This window comes from Fibrobacterota bacterium (genome assembly GCA_019509785.1).
In the GTDB taxonomy this organism is placed as follows: domain Bacteria; phylum Fibrobacterota; class Fibrobacteria; order UBA11236; family UBA11236; genus Chersky-265.
On the sequence record JAEKLQ010000069.1, the window covers coordinates 37,854 to 58,287 of the forward strand.

A 20,434-nucleotide genomic window follows, 5' to 3' on the forward strand; every position below is an offset into this window, starting at 1 on the left:
AATGGCGCTCCCGGGGAAGCTACTTTGGCGCGCCAAGGATTCGCATTGGCGAGCCACCGAGGCGCTTCATTTGCGATTTCTGAGCGCTACATTGGCGCGTCATCGGGGGCTACATTGGCGCGCCGCGCCCAGATCGACCACATGGGGAAACGCCAAGGTTACCCCCTCGGCGCTGAGCGGCAGACGCACGTAGCGCCGGCGCTTCCAATCCTCCCAGAGGTCCAGGCTGTTTTCCGAGAGTAGCCACCCATCCTGGCCCCCCAACAAGGCGAACCAATTCCCGTCGGGGTCGGAGAGATCGGAAATGTGGCGGGCCACCGCGCCGTAGGTGACCGCGTGCGGGCCTGCCGAAACGGGATGCGCGGACTTGTGCACCGTCTGGGCCGAACCATCGGCAGGGGCGTCGTCGAATACGAAGAGGCGACCGATGGTAGGTAACGCGCGCAATGGGTGCGCGGGCCGCAACCGGTGCAGGAGGCCCCAGGCGGGGCGCCTGCGCCAGGCGGAATAGGCCTTATCCACGCCCGCCTCCAGGGCCTCGAGCAACTTGGGGCCGGGCTCCCGCGCCAGCTCTTCTTCCAAAACCCGATAGGCCGCCTCCGAGGCCAGCAGGTATTTGGCCAAGGCCTTCCCGTACCCGACCTCCAGATGCGGCAAGGCGAAATGGTATAGGATGAGTTGGAAGGCCGCCGCGCCCCGGGAGTTGGATTTGTAATCGCCGTCCCACTCCGCCAGGCACCGGAGCATCATGGGTAGTCCGCTTTTCCCTCTAGCGGCCCCGCCACCGCGGGAGGCGGAAGTCTGCCCGATGCGCAGTGAAAGCAGATGGCGCAGCCGATCGCATGAGGATGAATGCACGTCGGCCTGTATGGCCTTGATCCTTTCCAGGCCCAATTCGCGGGTCCCAAGCAGCAAGGCCCGGATGCGCTCATGGCGGTCGCCGGGAGGGAAGAGATAACCGATGGGGAAGCCGGTATCGGCCGGCAGGTTGTTGGCCGAGACCACGCATCCATCGGCGGGATCGAACAAGCCCGGCAAGCCGGCGGAATCGGCCAGGGATCGCCAGGCCCGATCGGAATCGGCGGGGGAAACCAGGAGATCGGCGGGGGCTCCCTGGCGCCGCCGCGGCAGGCGCACCGCCATCAATTGCCCCACGTGCCCGTCGGCGTCTGCATATACCACGTTCATGCCAGACACCGCGTAGGTGGCGAAGGCGGCGCGGAACTCCTCCCAGCCGCGGGATCGGCTGGCGGCCAGGAAGGCGGAGATCTCGTCGCTGGGCGAATGGCCCATCCAGCGCAGGCATATGGGCGGCCCCCGGTAACGCGCAAGATACGGTGCGTCGCTGATGACCGGGCCGTAAGCGGTCTCGCGAAGGCGGGCCTCCACGGGAAACCAGCCGCGCACGCGTATGATCTCGCGCCGCTCGTTGAAGGCGGACGCGGGCAGTCCGCCTGCGTCCACGAGATCGCTGCTGGCGGCGTACATATTGGTCGCGCCCCAGGCCACGCGCGGATTGCGGCCCAGGCCCACGAAAGGCAAGCCCGGCAGCATCAGCCCGACCACATGGTAAGAGGGCGATTTATACCCCGCCAAAAGCCACATGTTCGGGAACATCACGCTTAGGTGCGGATCGCTGGCCAACCAAGCCTTGCCGTCGCGCGCGCGCGCCGCGAAGGAATTGCTGCCGCTCCGGATCATGCTGCCCAATAGCCGCGGCAGGTAGGCGTCCCAGCCTTCCGGCGTGAAACTGGCCGGCGAGGCATAGCCCAGTTCTAGGATGCTGCCCCAGACCGCGCGCCAGGCATGCGCGTCCCGCAGCCCAAGGATATCCATCCAAAGCACCCAGTTCACGTCGGCGCCGGCGAGGCGGGAAACCAGCAGCACGTCGTCCATGCTCCAATCGCGTACGGGAATGCGCAGCAGGGTGAACTCCAAGGGACGGCGGCGCATGCCGCGCTGATAGGTATTGACCCCGGCCACGTAGGCCTCGATCCAGGCGCGCGTTCCGGGCGGCAGCGAGGCGCGCATGCCCTCCAAGGCCTTCCCTAACCCGAGGCTGCGCAGGGAATGATCGAAAGCGACGGCCGAAGGGCCCAACAGTTCGGCCAGGCGGCCCTGGGACAGGCGGCGCGTGATCTCCATCTGTCCCAGGCGCAAATGCGCGTGCAGCGCCCCTAAGGCCACGGCCGCGTCCCGATCGGTTTCCGCCTCCACGAACGGGATCTGATGATCGTCGAAGCGCACGCGCACAGGCTTTTCCAGGGGCAGCCCCGCGGTCGCGGCGATGAAATCGTCCAGGCGCGCGCGCAAGGAAACGCGCGGGCCGCGCAGGCGCCGCGGCAGGTCGAGCAAGCGCAGCAAGTGCGGCACGCCGATGACGATCAAGGCGGGAAACAATCTGGCCGCGCCGGCCAGCCATCGCCTCAAGCCAATGCCTCCGCCGCGCCCACCGCCCGCAAAGCCGCGGCGGCCCGGTCCGCGAGGGCGCCGGACCCCTCCAGGGCGTCCAGGCGTTCGGCCACCGCGGCGCGCAAAGCCGCCGCCAAGGCTTTCCGATCGGGATGGGTGACCGTTTCGGGCGCGAAAGAGAGATCGGCGCGCATGCCCGGCATGCGGAAGAGCGCCAGGAAATGAGGCAGGAATTCGGCTTCGCCCCACCAGGCCATGCTCAAGGCGGCGGGAGGATGCCCCTCGGGAGCGCGGTAGCGGAGGGCGGCGGCGTAGACCGGCAGGCCAGCGGCCGCGGGATACGCGAGCAGCGGAGAGCGGAACGGGCCGACCTCGAAACCCGGCGAGCTGGTGCCCTCGGGGAATACGACCAGGCCGCCGCCGGCGGCGAAATGGCCCGCCACCGAGCGGGACACGCGCTCGGCATCCCGTTGCGAGCCGCGGTCCACGTACAAGGTGCCCGCCAGGTTGGCCAAGAGCCCTAGGCCCGGCCAGCCCGCCACCTCCTTCTTGGAGACGAAGGTGACGGGGACCTGCGATGCCAGCACGGCGATGTCGAGATAGCCCAAATGATTGGCGACGAGATAGCAGGGAGGCCGGGGAGGGCGGCCATGCACGCGCAACTCCACGCCCAGGATCCGCAACACGCCCCGGCTCCACGCCTGCGTGAATTGGGCCGCCACCGCGGGCCGGGCGGACATGGGAACGGGAATCCGGCGGATCACCCAAGCGACTATGATTATCGCCGACCACGATACGAATGCGGCCAGCCGGGCCCCCGTTTCGGGAAGGCTCCGGCGGCGCGGGCGCGGGATTTTCAAACCAGCATTTTCCGGTACACGCCCGCGGGCATTTCCTGGGTATCCACCATGACCAGGAAATCGATGGTCTTGAAGCGCCGGTCCAGCGCGGGCTCGCCGCATACCAATCCGCCCAGGTTTAAGTAACCCTGGAACAAGCGCGGGATCTCGGGACGTACGGCGTCGAGGACGGCGATGGGCCCGGTCTCGCACAGGTATTCGGGCAATGGCAGGGCCCGCAGGGAAGGATGCATCAGATCGAGGGCGGCGAGATGGCGGAACAGGGCGATGCCTTCGGCCGGATCCTGGCTGGTGAGCGAGCAGCAGCCGAACAGGTAGCGCTTGCCGTTCCAGTCCATATAGCGCGCCAGGCCTTTCCAGAGCAATTGCAGAACGCGTCCGTTACGGTGTTCGCGGTGGATGCAGGCGCGTCCGACTTCGACGCAGCGGTTGGTGAATTCCTCCGGGAAGGCGGAGAGATCGAATTCCTGGGCGGAATAAAAACCCCCGCGCAAGGAAGCCATCGATCCGGTCTGGATGCGATAGGTTCCGACCGCTTGGCCGGTGGAACGGCGCTCCACCATCAGGTGATGGCATTGCGCGTCGAATTCGTCCACGTCGCGATGGGTGCGGTAAGACGCGTCCAGGCCCTCGTTAAGCTCCAGGTTGTAGACCTCGAAGCGCAGTCGGCAGACGGCGTTCAGATCGCGTTGATCCTTCGCGAAGCGGAGCAGGTAATCGCCGGACTCCTGCAGCAAAGGCGGAATGCCGCCCGCGTTGCAGGGATAGTTCCGGAGCGCTATCGGCAACGCCTCGGGCTCCGCGGGCGCGGAAGCGGGCAAGTCGATGGGCTTTTGCGTCAAGATGGTTTCCATGCCAATCCCCTTTCGGTGCTGCGGGCGCCGGTCCGGATCGATTCCGCCGGCGTCGTGGGAAAGGGTACCTGGGCCGGGTTCGGATCTTGTTTCACCCCGATTGCCGTCTTGTTCAATCCCCTCGACGGAGCAGGCGCAAGAACGGATACGATGGGCGAAATCCTTACTGGAACATTCCGCAAGCGCGCTGAAACGCATCGGCAAAGGGAACGCATTGCGGGATACGTATCCTGATTCGAATGGCTCGGAGGTTCCCCATGAGGTTCAGAAGTGGTCTCATCCCGTTTTCCGCCCTGGCGCTCCTGATTCTGGCGGGCTGCGAACGCGTCCGGATCCGTGAACATGCCTATCCCGATGGAACGCCCAAGTCCCGCGAAGGTTTCGTGATCCGCCACGGCGATACCCTGCCCCAGGGCCTGCGGACCACTTGGTATCCGAACGGCCAGCGGGAATCGGTGGAAGCCTACGTCGATGGGTATCTCCAAGGTTACTCCCTCCATTGGAATCCGAACGGGCGACTGCGGTCGGTGGAACGCTTTTCCGACGGCGAGCGCGACGGCCAGGCCAAGTTCTGGGACGAGGACGGGGGCCTGGTCGCTTGCTACGACTGCAAGGCCCGCGACTGCCTGCTGGCCTCCTCCCGGAATCCGGAACCGGAGCGGCTGGTGGCCCGTCCCGTCGGTCCTAACGGCGACGGCCCGTAAAGCTCGTCCCAAAATCGATACCCGGGGGAGGCCCACGGGCCCCCTGAAACCTGGCCGAAACATCCCCCTTTTATCTTTCCCCGCACTTCGGGAGCTTTTTCCATGTCCCAACATCCCACCCTGTTGCCCGGCGATGCCCGTTACATCGATCGCGATTTCTCATGGCTCGCTTTCAACCGCCGCGTGCTCGCGGAGGCGCGCGCCGCTGAAAACCCCCTGCTGGAGCGGCTCAAGTTCCTTTCCATCGTAGCCAATAACCTCGATGAATTCTTCGAGGTGCGCGTAGCGGGATTATTGCAGAAGGTGGAATCGGGCGTGCCCGTCGACGGAATCGCCGCGCTCGACTGCCGCGAGAAGCTGATGGGCCTTTTGCGGGTGGTGCATGCCATGGTGGCCCAGCAATACCGGTGCTGGAACGATGAACTGATCCCGGAGCTGCGCGCCAAGGGACTGCACATCTTGGGCCAAGCGGAATTGGGCCCCGCCGATATCTCCGAGCTGCGGCTCCGCTTCCAACGGGAGATTTACCCCCTCCTCACGCCCATCAAGGTCGATCCCGCGCATCCCTTCCCCTGGGTGCTCAACAAGGCCCTGTGCCTGGGCGTCTGGCTGGAGGAAGAGGGCCCAGTCGCCCGCGGCGGCCTGGGCGTTGTCGCCATCCCCAGGGCCTTGCCGCGCGTGCTGCCTTTGCCGGCCCAAGGCAAGGGCCACCGCTACGTATTCATCTACGACGTCATCAAGCTTTTCCTGGGGGAATTGTTCCGCGGTTACCGCATCCGCGGTTGCGCCAGTTTCCGGGTGACGCGCAACAGCAACCTCTACCTCAACGAGGACGCCAGCAATCTGCTGGAAACGGTGGAGACGGTGGTGCACAATCGCCGCAAGGGCAACGTGGTCCGCCTGGAGATCGAAGAGGAAACGCCCGCGCGCATTCGCCGCGGCTTGATGGAAACCTTCGACCTGGAGCCGGAACTGGTGTTCAGCGCGCCCGGCCCCGTCAACCTCAACCGCCTGATGGGCCTGTACCAGATGGCGCCCATGGGCGAATTGAAGTTCCCTCCGCATGTGCCTAAGCCCGTATTCCTGGGCCGCGAGCCGCAGGACATCTTCGCGCGCCTGCGCGGGCGCGACGTGATGCTCCATCATCCCTTCGAATCCTACGATCCCGTGGTCGAGTTCATCCGCGCCGCCGCCCGCGATCCCGACGTGCTTTGCATCAAGCAGACCCTCTACCGTACCAGCGCCGAATCGCCCGTCATGTACGCCCTCCTGGAGGCCGCGGAGCAAGGCAAGGAAGTGACCGCCGTGGTGGAACTGCAAGCCCGCTTCGACGAAAAGTCCAACATCCAATGGGCCCGGCAACTCCAGGACAAGGGCGGCACCGTCGTGTACGGGCTGGTGGGCCTCAAGACCCATTGCAAGCTGGCGCTGATACTGCGCCGCGAATCCGGCGCGGGCTCGGAGGGCCGCATCCGCGAATACGCCCACGTGGGCACGGGCAATTACCATCCCGGCACCGCGCGGCTCTATACCGACCTCAGCCTATTCACCGCCGAACCCACCCTCGTCTCCGACATCGCTTCGGTGTTCAATTACCTTACCTCGCATTCCCGTACGCCAACGTTCGCGCGCGCCCTGGTAGGGCCGATCAATTTCCTGGAAGAGACGTTGCGGCTCATCCGGGAGGAAGAGAAGAACGCCCGCGAAGGCCGGCCCGCGGCCATCGACGCCAAGATGAATGCCCTCATCGATCGCGAAGTCATCGAAGCCCTCTATTCCGCCTCGCAGGCCGGCGTGCGCATCCGCCTGTTGGTGCGCGGCATTTGCGCCCTGCGGCCCGGGGTGAAGGGCATGAGCGAGAACGTGGAAGTGCGCAGCATCCTGGGTCGGTTCCTGGAGCATAGCCGCATCTTCCGCTTCGCCAACGGGGGCGACTCCGTCCATTTCATCGGCAGCGGCGATTGGATGACGCGGAATTTGCGCGAGCGGGTGGAAGTGATCGTACCCATCGCCGATCCGGAGATCAAAGCGCGCCTGGACGAGATCCTGCGCGTGTATTGGGAGGACACCGCCAAAGCCCTGGTGATGCATCCGGGCGGAGGCTTCGCACGGGTGGCCTCCCGAGATGCCGGTGCGCGCGAGGGCAAAGATCGTTTCGAGGCGCAGGCCTGGCTCATGATGCATCCCGAAAGCCTGCCCTCGGAAAACCGGGCGGAAGAACGGGCGGAAAAGCACGAGGAAGCGCGGCCGGAAAACCAGCCGCCGGTCCCGGGAATGATCGCCCTGCCCGGCGCGCAAGGCCTGCCGGAGAGGTCCGCCAAAGCCTATATTGGGTCCTGATGGACCTGCTACTGGTGCGCCATGGCTTGGCGGGCAAAGCCGATCCCGAAGTTTGGCCGGATGATGATCTGCGCCCTTTGACTCCGAAGGGCCGTAAGGCTTTCAAGGCCGCCGCAAAAGGGTTGAAGCGCGCCGGACCCTTCCCCTCCCTGATCCTGACCAGCCCGTCCCTGCGTACGCGCGAGACCGCCGTCATCCTGGCCAAGGTCTTGGGATTGGGCGGACGCAGGCTCAAGGATTGGGACGCCCTGCATCACGGACACTCGCCGGAGAAGGCCCTCTCGCTCCTAGCGCGGCAACGGCTGCCGAAGATGGCCGCCTTGGTGGGCCACGAGCCCTGGCTGGGGGAATTCCTATCGCTCCTGATCTGCGGCCGAGCGGATGCGGGCTTAGGGTTCGAGAAGGGCGGGGCGGCTTGGGTGGAGATCCCGCCGAGTGGAAAAGCCAAAGGGCGCGGCCGTCTGCATTGGCTGCTGACCCAGGACCAACTCGCGACCTTGGGATGATGCGATGAAAGGATGCGGGGAAACGCGCGCGCGAATAGGTAGAATGGGATCATGCTGATCCGCATCGTCGACATAGGCAGCAACTCGGTCAAATCCTCCGTCTACGCGGTCGAGAAACAGGACCATAAGCTGCTGGCCAAGGACAAGCTCCCCTTCTCCCTGGGGGAAGAGGTATTCGCGACCGGGAACATCACGGAGTCCGCCCAGGACAAGGTGGCGCGCTTCATTTCCGATCTGCCGGACGCGGTGGGCGGGGTCAAGGTGCACTTCACTTTCATTCTGGCGACGTCGGCGGTACGCTCGGCGCGCAACAAGGAAGCCTTCGCGCGCCGCGTCGAGGCCAAGACCGGCACCGCGCTCCGCATCCTCAGCGGCGACGAAGAATCCTTCCTCATCCATATGGGGATCGCCAGCACCGCCGATGCGGGCAATAACGAGATCATCAAGACCATCGATATCGGCGGGGGCAGCGCCGAAATCAGCTGGAGCCGCGGCTTCGAGTACCTGGCGGGCCACAGTTTCGATCTGGGCGCCATCCGCCTGGCCCAGCGCTTCCTGAAGGGGAAGACCTTTTCGCGCGAGAGCTACGAACTCATCTACGAGCACTGCAAGCAGGAATTCAAGACGCGTTACTCCCTGATCGCCCCGCCGCCTTCGCAACGCGCCTTCGGCAGCTCGGGCAACCTGCGCGCCATCCAGCGCATGGTCCAAAACGTACGCGGCGGCCCTTTCCTCAAGCTCATGCCCGAAATCACCATCGGCAGCCTGGAGGACGTGGCCGAACTGGCCATGGGCAAATCGGCCCAAGGCCTGCAAAGCCTGTTCGACATTTCCCTGGACCGGGCGCGCATCATCATGCCGGCCGTAGTGGTGCTGGCCGCCAGCATGCGCTGGTTCGGCATCCCGCGGCTGTCCGTGAGCGAAGCCGGGCTTCGCGAAGGCGCGGCTTATTGGTGGAGCCGTCACGGGCATCTCAACCTTCCCTTCGAAGCCGCCGCCCACGAGCCGGCGGAGAAACGCTGATGGACTCCCAAGCGCCTGGGACAGCGGCCCCGCCGCCGAATGCGGGTCCCGTCCAGAACGGGACGGCCAGGAACGAGACCGCGGCCAATGGAACCAGACCTGTTCCCGCCTCTGCCGCCGCTCCCGCCGTTCCCGATTACCAGGGCAAAAACGCCTTCATCGATCGCGAGCTGTCCTGGCTCGAGTTCAACCAACGCGTGCTGGAAGAAGCCCAGGACCCGGCCAATCCCCTCTTGGAACGCATCCGCTTCCTGGCCATCGCCGCCAACAACCTGGACGAGTTTTTCGAGGTGCGCGTCGCCCGCCTTTTGCAAATGGTGGAATCGGGCGTACCCGTCGACGGCATCGCCGGCCTCGACACCGCGGCCAAGCTGGAGGCCATCCTCAGGGCCTGCCATAAATCGGTGAAGTCGCAATTCAAATGCTGGAACGAGGAGCTGCTGCCCCGCCTGAGCGAGCACAACGTTCACGTGAAAACCATGGCCTCGCTGGGCAAGGAAGAGGAAAAGCAGGTGCACGCGTATTTCCGCAAGGAAATCTATCCACTGCTCACCCCTATCAAGGTCGATCCCGCCCATCCTTTCCCCTGGGTGCTCAACAAGGCGCTGTGCCTGTTGGCCCTGCTCAAGGAAGATAAGCGACGCGAGGTCCTCGGCGTAGTCACCATTCCCCGCAGCCTGCCGCGGCTCATCAACGTGCCCGTCAAGGAAAAAGGCTGGAGCTTCCTTTTCATCCACGACGTGGTGCAGCATTACCTGCAGGAACTCTTCAGGGGCTACGTCATCCGCGCCAGCACGCCCTTCCGTTGCACGCGCAACAGCAACCTCTACGCCGAGGACGAGGAGGCGGGCAGCCTCATCGACGCGGTCGAGGCGGTGGTCCTGAACCGTCGCCGCGGGGACGTCGTACGCCTGGAGATCGACAAGAACGCCTCCAAGCGCATGATCGATACCCTGGTGCGCATCTTCGACGTGGAAGCGGGGCAGATCTTCAAGGTGGACGGCCCGGTGAACCTCAACCGCCTGGCCAGCCTCTACAACATGATCCCGCTCGCCCATCTCAAGTACCCTCCTTTGCATCCCAGCCACGCCACCCATTTCGCCGAACCCGAGGATATCTTCCACGAGATGCGCCAACGCGACATCCTGTTGCATCATCCATTCGACTCGTACGATCCCGTGGTCGGCTTCATCCAGGCGGCGGCCGGCGATCCCCGCGTGGCGGTGATCAAACAGACCCTGTACCGCACCAACCAGGATTCGCCCGTCATGTACGCCTTGCAGGAGGCCGCGGAGCAGGGCAAGGAAGTGATCGCGGTGGTGGAGTTGAAGGCCCGCTTCGACGAGAAGTCGAACATCCAATGGGCGCGGCAGCTGGAGGAAAAAGGCGGAACCGTCGTGTACGGGCTGGTGGGCCTGAAAACCCATTGCAAGCTCTCGCTCGCTATCCGCAAGGAGGATACCGGTTTCGTCAGCTACGCCCACGTGGGCACGGGCAATTACAATCCCGAGACCGCGCGCAGCTACACCGATCTGAGCATGCTGACCAGCGATCCCGAGATTACCGGAGGCGTATCCGAGGTCTTCAATTTCCTGACCTCGCATTCGCGGCCCGAATTCCAGGGCCTCCAGGTGGGCCCGGTCAATTTCCTCTCCGAGACCTTGCGCCGCATCCGCATCGAAGCCGATGCCGCCCGCGCCGGCAAGCCCGCCGCCATCACCGCCAAGATGAATTCCCTGTTGGACAAGGAAGTGATCGAGGCCCTATATGAAGCCTCCCGGGCCGGCGTGGCCATCCGCTTGATAGTGCGCGGGACCTGCGCCTTGCGGCCGGGGGCGAAGGGATTCTCCGAGAACATCCAGGTGAAAAGCGTGGTGGGCCGCTTCCTGGAGCATAGCCGCATCTTCCACTTCCGGAACGAAGCGGGGAACGCGCCGGCGGTCTTCATCGGCAGCGGCGATTGGATGGAACGCAACCTGCGCGAACGCGTGGAAGTGGCCATCCCCATCAAGGATGCCGCCTTGGTACGCCAGATCGAAGACATCCTCACCTTGTATTGGGCCGATACCGCCAAGTCCCGTTGGATGCGCGCCGACGGGGCCTATACGCGCGCCGCCCCGGCTCCCCAGGCGGGCGAAGGGTTGTTCAATACGCAGGAATGGCTGGTCCGCCGGGCCGAGAGCCCCGACGCCCCCTTTCCCGCCGTCCCCCGCATTTTCCCCGATCGCGTTCCCCCCGCCGATCGCGCTTCCGAGGCCGATAGCCTCGAACCCTCCCGTTGACGCGCCCGCGCGCCCCCATTCCCCCGCGTTTCCCGGAACATTCCTTCCCGAACGGCGTTGGTATGCCGTGGGATGGAAATGGGATGATCCAGTGGGGTCCAGTGGGGGCACGATATGGAAAAAGTCCCAATCCGGAAAATCACTTGCGCGTTCGTCCTGGTTTCATGCCTGGCTTCCATCGCGCGCGCCGAAGGCATCGACTTCGAAAGCGCCGCCTATACGACCGATAAGACCCTCGTTGGCGCGGACGGCTGGGTCCTTACCGCCACCGATCCGCTCTCCGCCCAGGACGACTTCAAGATCCAGGCCGGCCTCGCGGGCGAAGGCCGCTGGGCGCACGCCCAAAGCGCCGGCGCCGCCAGCATCTACCGGTCCCTCGGGAATTCGTCCAGTACAACCACCCTCGACATGCGCTGGCGTTGGCGCGGCCTTAGCGACAGCGCCCATTTCTGCGTGGGCATCTCCGGCAGCTCCGGATCCGCCCGCCAATCCAACCGCGCCCTGGCCTGCATGGAACCCTTCGGCGCCATTTCCGCGCAAGGCGCTTCGGCGCTGCCCCTTTCCAGCCTGGAAGGCTGGCGCAAAGGCGCCTGGCTCTATATGCGGCTGGCGCTGGATGCGTCTTCGGGTATCTATGGCAAATTCACCCTTTACGTTTCCGACGATTCCCTGCGAGCCTCCGAACGGGTCGCCGTCACCACGTCCATGGGCGGTAGCGGATCCCTGGCGCGCATCGTCCTACGGCAGGAGGCCGGAAGCGGGTTCGTCGATCTGGACGATTTCTCCTGGCAGCCGGTCGCCACCTGGCAGCCTCCCACGGTCGCCGACACGACGTGGAGCAGCGGCAAGAATTGGAGCACCGGTTCCCCGCCGGACAGCAATACCCGCGTCCACTTCCCCGATGGCGAAGCGCACGGCTGCCTCCTGGATCGAAACGCAACCGTGCTTTCCGTCACGGTCGCTTCCGGATATCTCGGGACGTTCAACCTGGGCGCGCAAACCTTGTCCGTCCTGGAAAACGCCGATTTCACCGGCGGCGCGGTAGCGACCGCCGCGGGGAAAATCCGGTTTCCCGGAGCGCGGTCCTCATCTTTGATCAGCCCCTCGGGCAGCCGCTCATTGCCCGCCTTGCGGCATGACGGTTCCGGGCTGGTACGCTTAGACGGCCGGGCTCTTTCGGTGGGGGACCTGACGCAATCGGGGGGGAGCTTCGACTTCAATGGCTTCGATCTCATCGTGGCCGGTGCCTGGCAGGTGACCTCGGGGCGGCCCGGAACCTTGCGCAACTTGGAAGGGCGTTCCGTCATCGTCACCCATGGGGCCCATCTGGAAGGCGCCGCGCCGGATACCTTGCTCGGCCTGGCGTCCTCGCCCAAAGGCTGGACCTTGAACTCGTCCGGGATCGATTCCTTGACGGCCCGTTATGCCCTGCTGGGCAACGTGCGCTCCACCGGCAATACCGGTTATGCATACCGGAGCAGCGATGCGGGCGGGAATACGGGCTGGATCTTCTTCAACGTTCCCGCCATCGCCGTCCAGCCGCGGGACACCACCTTGCGCCCCGGGGAAACGGCTTCCTTCCGGATCTCGCTGGCTTCCGCGGCGGGCGCTACCTTCCAATGGCTGCGCAACGACGTGGAGATAGCCGGCGCGCGTGATTCCGTATACACGCTGACGGGCCTGCGCAAAGCCGATAGCGGCGCGGTGTTCACCTGCAAGGCCACGAACCCGGCGGGTTACGTCTTCTCACGTTCCGCCATCTTGAAAGTGGTCTTCCCCGCCCCCACCTCGACCCCGGCGCCGCAAACCCTTTTGGATTCGCTATCCGTTCGCTTAGCCTCCGTCGCGCCGGGAGCCCGCATCGTCTATTCCGCGAACGGCGGGCCCTGGCAAGCTTATGCATCCGCCTTGGTCTTGCGCGATTCCACCGTGCTCAGGGCCTTCGCGGTGCTCGGGCCGGACACCTCCGCCTTGGCGACCTTGGCCTTCCCCAAGGCTTCCTTGCCGATCTTGCCCGCCCCCGGCATCCAACCCGAGGCCTCCGCCTTCGCCGACAGCGTAAGCGTGACCCTGGCGCCCCCGGTGGCCGGAGCCCGCGTCTATTACACCCTGGACGGCGGCGATCCCGATAGCCTATCGCATGCCTATCTCGGCCCCTTCACCTTGAAGGCCACGACTACGGTGCGCGCCATCGCCTACCTGGCGGGATATCGTCCCAGCCCCGTGGCCACCCGCCTGTTCACCTGGCAAGGCTCGCAAGTCTTGCCGCCGCCAACGGCGATGCCCCCTGGCGGGGATTTCTCCGATTCCGTCGTGGTCCATTTGCTGCCGCCGGCCGGATTCCCGGATGCGGCCGTATACTGGCTGACCGAGCCCGCGGGGACCGGGCTTTCCCCGTCCGCCGGCCCGGCCAAATACTCCGACTCCCTGGTGATCCGGGGGACGTGCATGCTTAAGGCCCTGGCGATTTCCGGCTCCCGCGCGAGCGATACCGCCCGGTGGCAATTCCACCGGCGCCTGGGCGCGCCGACCGTAACTCCCAAGGGACGTATCTTCCATGATACCCTCCGCATCGCGTCCTCGGCCGATTCCGGCGCCGCGGTGCGCTATACCGTGGACGGAACCGATCCCGTCGCCGCCTCCCCGCTCTTCCCCGCCCAGGGCATCCGGCTGGATTCCACCGTAGTCTTGAAGGCGATCGCGGTGAAAGGAACCGAAACGAGCGCCGCCATCGCGGAAACCTATACCCTGGTGCCGGACACACCGCAGGTTTCGCCCAGCGGGGGCGACTACAGTTCCCCCATCCGAATCGTCCTCTCTTCCTCGTCCTCGCGCGCCGTCCTCTATTACACCCTGGACGGCAGCACGCCCGGGCCGGAGCGGGGATTACCGCCTTATTCCGGCCCCATCGACCTGGACAGCAATGCCACCTTGAAGGTCGTGGCCGTGGCCGGATCGGGAGGCGGCGGCAGCGGCGGGCCGATCCGCATCGAGAACTACACCTTTATCGCGACGGGCAATCGCAGCTTGGCCCCGGGCCAACGCCTTTCCTTGTCCGGCAATTACTCCCTGTCCAGCCCGTATAAGGGAGCCTCGACGGTGGACGTGGAAATCCTCGCCGCCGATTCGGTGGCCGCGCAAATCCACGGCTTCCGCGACATCCTCTTCGGCATCCGCGTGTCCCTGCCCGCCGGCGCCTCCGCCTTCCCCAAGGTTTCCTTCAATGCCCCCGCCGGCGAGCCGCGCGCCCTGTACCGCTTGTCCCCTCCGGGGGTGGTGCGATGGATCGCTTCCGCCGACACCTCGACCCTGGACGCGCCGGGACTCTATTTCCTGGCCATCGACACCGCGGCCCCGGTGCTCCGTTTCGCGGGCGAAACCTTCGCGAGCGGGGATTCCACCCGCGTGGTGGTGACCATCGAGGACAACGTCCAGAACCTGGCCCTCGATATGGAACGCTCCGACGATAGCAGCGCCAATTTCGCGGGGCGCGAGGTGAATCCCGTCCTGGTGCTGGCGGTGAACGCCAAGAATCCGCCGGGCGCGCCCCGGCCCCTCACCCTTAAGCTGCGCGTGAGCGATCATACCCGAACCACCGCCTTCCCTGCCGACGGATCGGCGTATGCGATGGCGCAGAAGCTTTCCGCGGGAGCGCGTTCCCCCGCCGTCTTCCGCATCGGAGACGATCCCAAGTTCCCCTGGGATCTGATCGCAGTGCCCTTGGCAACGGAAACGCCGCTGACCCTAGCCCAACTCCGCAAGGCAAATGCGGCGCCCGGCCTGACCGGCTCGGTGCTCAATCCCGCCACCGGGAAATACCGCGCCTTGGCCGACAACGAAACCCTGGCCTCCGGCGCGAGCGTTTGGCTTGCCGCGCCGGTAAGCCTGCCTTCCTTGGCCTTTCCCGCCTTGCAAACGGCTACGCGCGGCGGAGCCTCGGCATGGAAACTCACCCTCCATCCCGGCTGGAACCAGGTGGCCGATCCCGATTTGGCGCCTTTGTGGTGGCCGGTGACGCGCACGTATCCGGAAAGCTATCAAGCCTCGCCGCTGAAGGGCCTGCATGCCTGGGACGCCGCGGCCGGAAGCTACGTGCATGCCGAAGTCCTGGAGCCATGGCGCGGCTACTTCGCCTACTTTTACGGAAGCCGCGATACCGTGATCAATCTGCTCGAGCGGGCGCCGGACCCGCCTCCGTCCCCCGCCCCGGCGGGCCCGGCCGCCAAGCGATCCGGATCGGGCATCGGTCTGCGACTGGCTTGGCCCCAAGGCCCCGATCTGCAGCTGGGCGCTTCCGAGGGAGCCGCCGATGGCTTCGGCCCTGAGGACGAAGCGCGACCGCCCGCCCTCGATCCCGCGGGCACGCGCTTATTCTCGGATCGCGGAGGCGCGCGCCTGGAAACCGACATCGCCCGTTGGCGGCCGGGAGCCGTCTATACCTGGAAGGTAGTGGCGGGGCTTTCCGCCCGCGCAGCCGCCAAGGCCGCTTCCCGCCAGGGTAACCCGGATGCCTCCCCCCAGGGTAACACAGATGTTACTGGGTCCCTGGCCGCCGGGGCCGAGTTCCTCCCCCCCGGTTACGCGGCCTGGGCGGTCTCCGCGTCGCGCGGGCTGCGATTCCCCATCCCGTCGGACGGCTCGGCCGCCGCCCTCCCCTGGCATCCCGGCTATGCCGATACCCTGGAAGTAATGGCCGGGCCCGCCGCGGAACTGGAGGCCAGCCTCGCCGACGTGCCCCTGAAGACCGGCCCCTTCGCGGCCCGCGTGCTCCCGTCACCGGGCGGTTACCTGCTGCGGATGGAATTGCCGGCCGCCGCGCGGGTACGCCTTACCCTCTTCAGCCTGGATGGCCGCGCCGTCGAGGATAGGTTCCTCGATTTGCCCGCCGGGCGCTATCGCATATCCCCCGCCGGCCGCTTGGCGCCGGGGCTCTACGCCTTGCGGCTCCTGGCGGCGGGAACGGCAGGGTCCTCGGGCGAAGGCGGGATACCCGCCCTGACCGCCCTGAAAGTGGCGATTCCCTGAATCCTCCGCGGACTGTAACAGCTTTGTAATCCCCCTTCCCTTGGCCGTCGGGGAAAGGCGGGGTACATTGGATGAACATGAACTCAACAAGCGTCTTGGTCACCGAGGACGATGCCGACATCCTGGAACTCATCACCTATAGCCTGGAGTCCGAAGGCTTCCGCGTGCATTCCGCCAAGAACGGGCAGGACGCCCTGTCCATCCTGAGCGATGAATCCGTGGACCTCGCCATCCTGGACGTCATGCTTCCGGACATGTCCGGCATCGAATTGTGCCGCAAGATCAAGCGGGAGGAGCGCCTGGAGAACATCCCGGTCCTCTTCGTGACCGCCAAGGACGCGGAAACCGACAAGCTGATCGGTTTCAAGGTCGGCGCCGACGATTACCTGACCAAGCCCTTTTCCCCGAAGGAACTGGTGGCCCGCGCCAAGGCCCTGGTCCGCCGCTCCAAGGGCGGCAAGGATCGCTTCCTCTACCGCGGAATCGAGATCCACTTCGATCGCCACATGGTGGAAGTGGAAGGCAACCGGGTCAATCTCACCCCGCGCGAGTTCATGGTCCTGAAGGTGCTGATCGAAGGCCAGAAGAAGACCATCGCGCGCGCGACCCTATTGGAGCGCGCCTGGGGCATGGAGTCCAAGGCGGGTCTGCGTAGCGTGGACGTAACGGTGACCCGGCTGCGCGAAAAAATCAAGCCCTACGGCAAGTGCATCCGCACCGTGACCGGTTTCGGGTACCAATGGGATCCGGACGGATTCGTCCCCGTCGAGCAGTCCGAGAGCCGCGCCACGGCGGGCTGACCCTTAGAAGCCGCCCTCCGTTTTCTATACTAACCCCTACCCGCCTGCCTTCCCGCGGCGGAAAACCCATGGCCGACCTGGAACGCGGATATCCTTCGCTACGTGCGAACCTGATCGGGATGTTGGGCGTTTTCGCCGCCCTTTTCCTGGCCCTCACCGTCTACCTCTACCTGGCCTCCCGTACCCTCTTCGCCGAAGGATTGCAGCGCGAGCTGGCCGGGGATCTGGAATGGCTGGCGGGCTCCTTAAGCGAACGCCCGGAAATCCTGACCGACCCGATCCGCGCCGACTCCCTTTGCCGGGCCATCGCGGGCTATAAGGGTTTCCGCGTCACCCTCATCGCCCCGGACGGCCACGTGTTGGCCGATTCCCACGTGCCCCGCGCCGAGCTCGCTTCCCTCGAGAACCACGGATCCCGCCCCGAGGTCCTGATGGCGCGGGAGCAGGGAACCGGCCACGCCTGGCGCTATTCCTCGACGCTGGGGCGCGGGATGCTCTACGTCGCGTACAAGCTACCGAGACCGGGAGGTTACCTTCGGATGGCCGCCGGCCCCGTCACCCTGAACGCCTTCCAGGTGGCCGCCATGCGGGTGTTCCTGCTTTTCCTGGGGCTGTTCCTGGCGGGTTCGTTGGCCGTAACCTGGTGGATCAGCCGCAAGATCAGCGTCCCGTTGCTGCATCTGACCGAGGCGGGGGCCTCGCCCGGGGGGGATCCCTTGCGTCCCGAGTCCCCCACCCCGCGCTGGGAGGCCCATTTCCGCGAGGCCGAAGTCCTCAACGCCGCTTTCCGCGGCTACGTCGATCGCATCCGCGCGTTGGGCCGGGAGGTGGAGCGGGAGCGCGATAAATTGGTCGCCGTACTGAACCAGTTGGACGAAGGCATCCTCATCCTTTCCCGCGAGGGCACGGTGGCGGCCGCCAATCCCTCCTCCCTGCGCCTCCTGGGCGTGCCGGATGCCGCCCCTTCCTGGATCGGCCGACCCTTGCGCCAGGCCCTCCCTCCTGGCCCCCTGTCCCGCTGGGTCGCCGAGGCCGCCTCCCCCGACCGTCCCCCCGTGATCCATATCGACAAAGGTCCCGAGGCGCCTTACGATCTGGTCTGCCACCTCGCCCCCCTTGATCCGGAAGGCGGAGGCGGCGAATATCTGCTTACCTTGCTCAACGTCACCGAGTTCCGCCATCTGGACCGGGTGAAATCCGAATTCGTTGCCAACGCCTCGCATGAGCTGAAGACTCCGCTTTCCTCCCTAAAGGGTTATGCCGAGGCGCTGGTGGAAGGCGCCATCGAGAATCCCAAGGTGCGGGCCAACTTCGTCAAGAAGATCCATGACAACGCTCTGCGCCTGGAACGGTTGGTGCAGGACCTGCTCAGCCTTTCGCGCCTGGAGTCCGGCGAGCCGCCGCGCGAGAACGATCCCCTCCCCTTGCGCGGCTACGTGAACGCGGCGGCCAACCACCACCGCGACGCCCTCGACGCCGCCGGCATACGCCTGGAAAACCATGTCGCCGAGGACGCGCGCGTGGCCATGGAGGCGCGCGACCTGGAACTCATCCTCGACAACCTGGTGGGCAATGCCGTGCGGTACAACAAGCCCGGCGGGAAGATCAAGATCTGGACCGAGATCGAAGCGGACGGCCTGAGGCTATCGGTGAAGGACACGGGGATCGGGATCGCGCCCGAAATGCTGCCGCGCATCTTCGAACGCTTCTACCGCGCCGACGCCTCGCGGGCCCGCAAGGACGGGACCGGCCTGGGCCTGGCCATCGTGAAGCACGCGGCGGCCCGCTACGGCATGACGGTCTCGGCGGAAAGCATCCTGGGCGAGGGCAGCCGCTTCATGGTGAAGATCCCGCCCAAGCGGGCACACCTCGCATGAGCCGAGCCAAACGGTTGCTCCTGGCCATCGGGGACTTGGGCGTCAAGCCCGGGATGGACGCCTCCCTCGCGCGCCACACGCGCATCTGCAATTACGCCGGCGTCGGCCACGTCTTCATGACCCTTCCTTATTACTGGGTGTTCCAATCCTTCGGGGCGACATGGCTGGGCTCTTTGGTGATCCCGCTTTCCCTTTTCATGGCCTCCATCCCGCTCCTGAACTACGCGGGCTTCACGACCCTGTCCCGCCTCTCGCTCCTGGCGGTCATCAACGTTTGCGTCTACGTGTACACCGCCTCCATGGGCATGCAGTCATCGGTGCAAAACGTTTTCTTCTACATGTTGATCGTGCCTTTGATGCTTTTCCACGTCCGGGAGTGGCGGAGCATCCTGTTTTCGGTATTGCAACCCATCGGTTTTTCCGCGCTCCTGGTTTGGAAAGGCGAATGGTTCATCCCGGCGACCCACTTAAGTCCGCACGCGTACGCTATCATGAGCCCGGCCATCACGGGCACCACCGCCATCATGCTGTTCGCCTGTTCCTATGTCCTCATCTGGTCCTTCCACGCCGCCAACGAAAAGCTGGTCCAAGCCAAGCAACTCGCCGAGTTCCATAGCCGGGAAAAGAGCCGGTTCCTGTCCATCGTCAGCCACGAAATCCGCACGCCCCTGAACGGCATTTTCGGGGTCATGCAGACGCTGGCGGCTTCCGAGCTGCCCCCTTACATCCAATCCGACTTAAGGCTCATGCGCAGCTCGGGCGAATTGCTGCTGGCCATCATCAACGATATCCTGGATTTCTCCAAGATCGAATCGGGCCGCATGTCGCTGGAAACGCGTCCCTTCCATTTCCGGGGGATGGTGGAGGAATGCCTGAACCTGGCGAGGAGGCCCGCCCAAGGCAAGGGTTTGGCCTGTTCCCACCGCTGGGAACCGGGATGCCCCGAGTGGGTGGAAGGCGATGAGACCCGCTGCCGGCAGGTGCTTATGAACCTGCTCAACAATGCGGTCAAATTCACCGCGGCGGGCGGTATCTCGACCCAGGTCTCCGCTATGCCGTTGGAGGGAGGGACGTTCGAATTCCGGATCGCCGTGAGCGATACCGGCATCGGCATCTCCGCCGAGGGACTGGCGCGCTTGTTCCAAGCTTTCAACCAGGCCGATTCCAGCACCAACCGGAAGTTCGGCGGCACGGGGTTGGGGCTCGTGATCTCGAAGAAATTGGCCGAGGCGATGGGCGGGGACATCCTCGTCGATTCCATCTACGGCCAAGGCAGTACCTTCACCTTCGCCACGCGCCTTAAAGCCTCAACCCCGTCCCAGGGCGAAGCGGCGCCGAACGTACCCGATGGTTCGATCCCGTATGCGGGCAAGCAGGCGTTGCTGGTAGAGGACAACCCCGTGAACCAGGTGGTAGCCTGCCGGTTCCTGGAGCGGATGGGATTCGAAGTGGTAATCGCCGATCATGGCGAATCGGCGCTGGAAAAATTGTCGCGGGACCGCTACGCGGTCATCCTGATGGATTGCCAAATGCCGGTCATGGACGGCTTCGAGGCTACCCGCCGCATCCGCGGCATGGAAAAAGGCCGGACCCGCCAACTGATCATCGCCATGACCGCCAACACCCATGCCGAAGATCGCCAGCGCTGCCTGGACGCGGGCATGGACGACTTCATCCCCAAGCCGATCCTGATCGGGCAGTTCATGGAGACCTTGCGGAAGCATCTCCCGGCCACGGGAACGGCTTAAGAA

General features: G+C 65.3%; 12 protein-coding genes. 9 read left to right on the top strand and 3 right to left on the bottom strand.

Annotation, left to right across the window (positions count from 1 at the left end; genetic code table 11):
• Positions 1-99: 99 nt before the first annotated feature.
• From JF616_19805 to JF616_19815, 3 genes are all read right to left on the bottom strand, one after another.
• A complete protein-coding gene (locus JF616_19805) occupies positions 100-2,430 on the bottom strand; it encodes a penicillin acylase family protein (GenBank protein ID MBW8890007.1) in 2,331 nt (776 codons plus the stop codon).
• Complete coding sequence (locus JF616_19810; protein ID MBW8890008.1) at positions 2,427-3,152, bottom strand: 1-acyl-sn-glycerol-3-phosphate acyltransferase; 726 nt, start codon at positions 3,150-3,152, stop codon at positions 2,427-2,429. The genes JF616_19805 and JF616_19810 overlap by 4 nt, the downstream gene beginning before the upstream one ends.
• Before the next feature lie 116 nt (positions 3,153-3,268).
• Positions 3,269-4,126 (bottom strand): GNAT family N-acetyltransferase, encoded by an 858-nt coding sequence (locus JF616_19815; protein ID MBW8890009.1) that lies wholly within the window; start codon positions 4,124-4,126, stop codon positions 3,269-3,271.
• Between the two features lie 257 nt (positions 4,127-4,383).
• On the opposite strand from JF616_19815, the gene JF616_19820 reads away from it, so the two are divergent.
• From JF616_19820 to JF616_19860, 9 genes are all read left to right on the top strand, one after another.
• Positions 4,384-4,830, top strand: coding sequence for a hypothetical protein (locus JF616_19820; GenBank protein ID MBW8890010.1), 447 nt, complete (start codon positions 4,384-4,386; stop codon positions 4,828-4,830).
• Between the two features lie 102 nt (positions 4,831-4,932).
• Entirely contained in the window at positions 4,933-7,170 is a 2,238-nt protein-coding gene (gene ppk1, locus JF616_19825) for a polyphosphate kinase 1 (protein MBW8890011.1), read from the top strand.
• Positions 7,170-7,676 (top strand): histidine phosphatase family protein, encoded by a 507-nt coding sequence (locus tag JF616_19830; protein MBW8890012.1) that lies wholly within the window; start codon positions 7,170-7,172, stop codon positions 7,674-7,676. The genes ppk1 (JF616_19825) and JF616_19830 overlap by 1 nt, the downstream gene beginning before the upstream one ends.
• 51 nt (positions 7,677-7,727) lie before the next feature.
• Positions 7,728-8,699, top strand: coding sequence for a hypothetical protein (locus JF616_19835; protein MBW8890013.1), 972 nt, complete (start codon positions 7,728-7,730; stop codon positions 8,697-8,699).
• The gene (gene ppk1 / locus JF616_19840) at positions 8,699-10,981 is read left to right on the top strand and encodes a polyphosphate kinase 1 (protein ID MBW8890014.1); all 2,283 of its coding nucleotides are present in this window, start codon (positions 8,699-8,701) and stop codon (positions 10,979-10,981) included. Before JF616_19835 ends, ppk1 (JF616_19840) begins: the two co-directional genes overlap by 1 nt.
• Positions 10,982-11,095: 114 nt before the next feature.
• The gene (locus JF616_19845; protein ID MBW8890015.1) at positions 11,096-16,006 is read left to right on the top strand and encodes a chitobiase/beta-hexosaminidase C-terminal domain-containing protein; all 4,911 of its coding nucleotides are present in this window, start codon (positions 11,096-11,098) and stop codon (positions 16,004-16,006) included.
• A 77-nt stretch (positions 16,007-16,083) separates the two neighbouring features.
• On the top strand, positions 16,084-16,806 hold the full coding sequence (locus tag JF616_19850; GenBank protein MBW8890016.1) for a response regulator transcription factor: 723 nt from the start codon (positions 16,084-16,086) through the stop codon (positions 16,804-16,806).
• Positions 16,807-16,874: 68 nt separating this feature from the next.
• Complete coding sequence (locus JF616_19855; GenBank protein ID MBW8890017.1) at positions 16,875-18,683, top strand: PAS domain-containing protein; 1,809 nt, start codon at positions 16,875-16,877, stop codon at positions 18,681-18,683.
• Complete coding sequence (locus tag JF616_19860; GenBank protein ID MBW8890018.1) at positions 18,680-20,431, top strand: response regulator; 1,752 nt, start codon at positions 18,680-18,682, stop codon at positions 20,429-20,431. The genes JF616_19855 and JF616_19860 overlap by 4 nt, the downstream gene beginning before the upstream one ends.
• Positions 20,432-20,434: the final 3 nt, after the last annotated feature.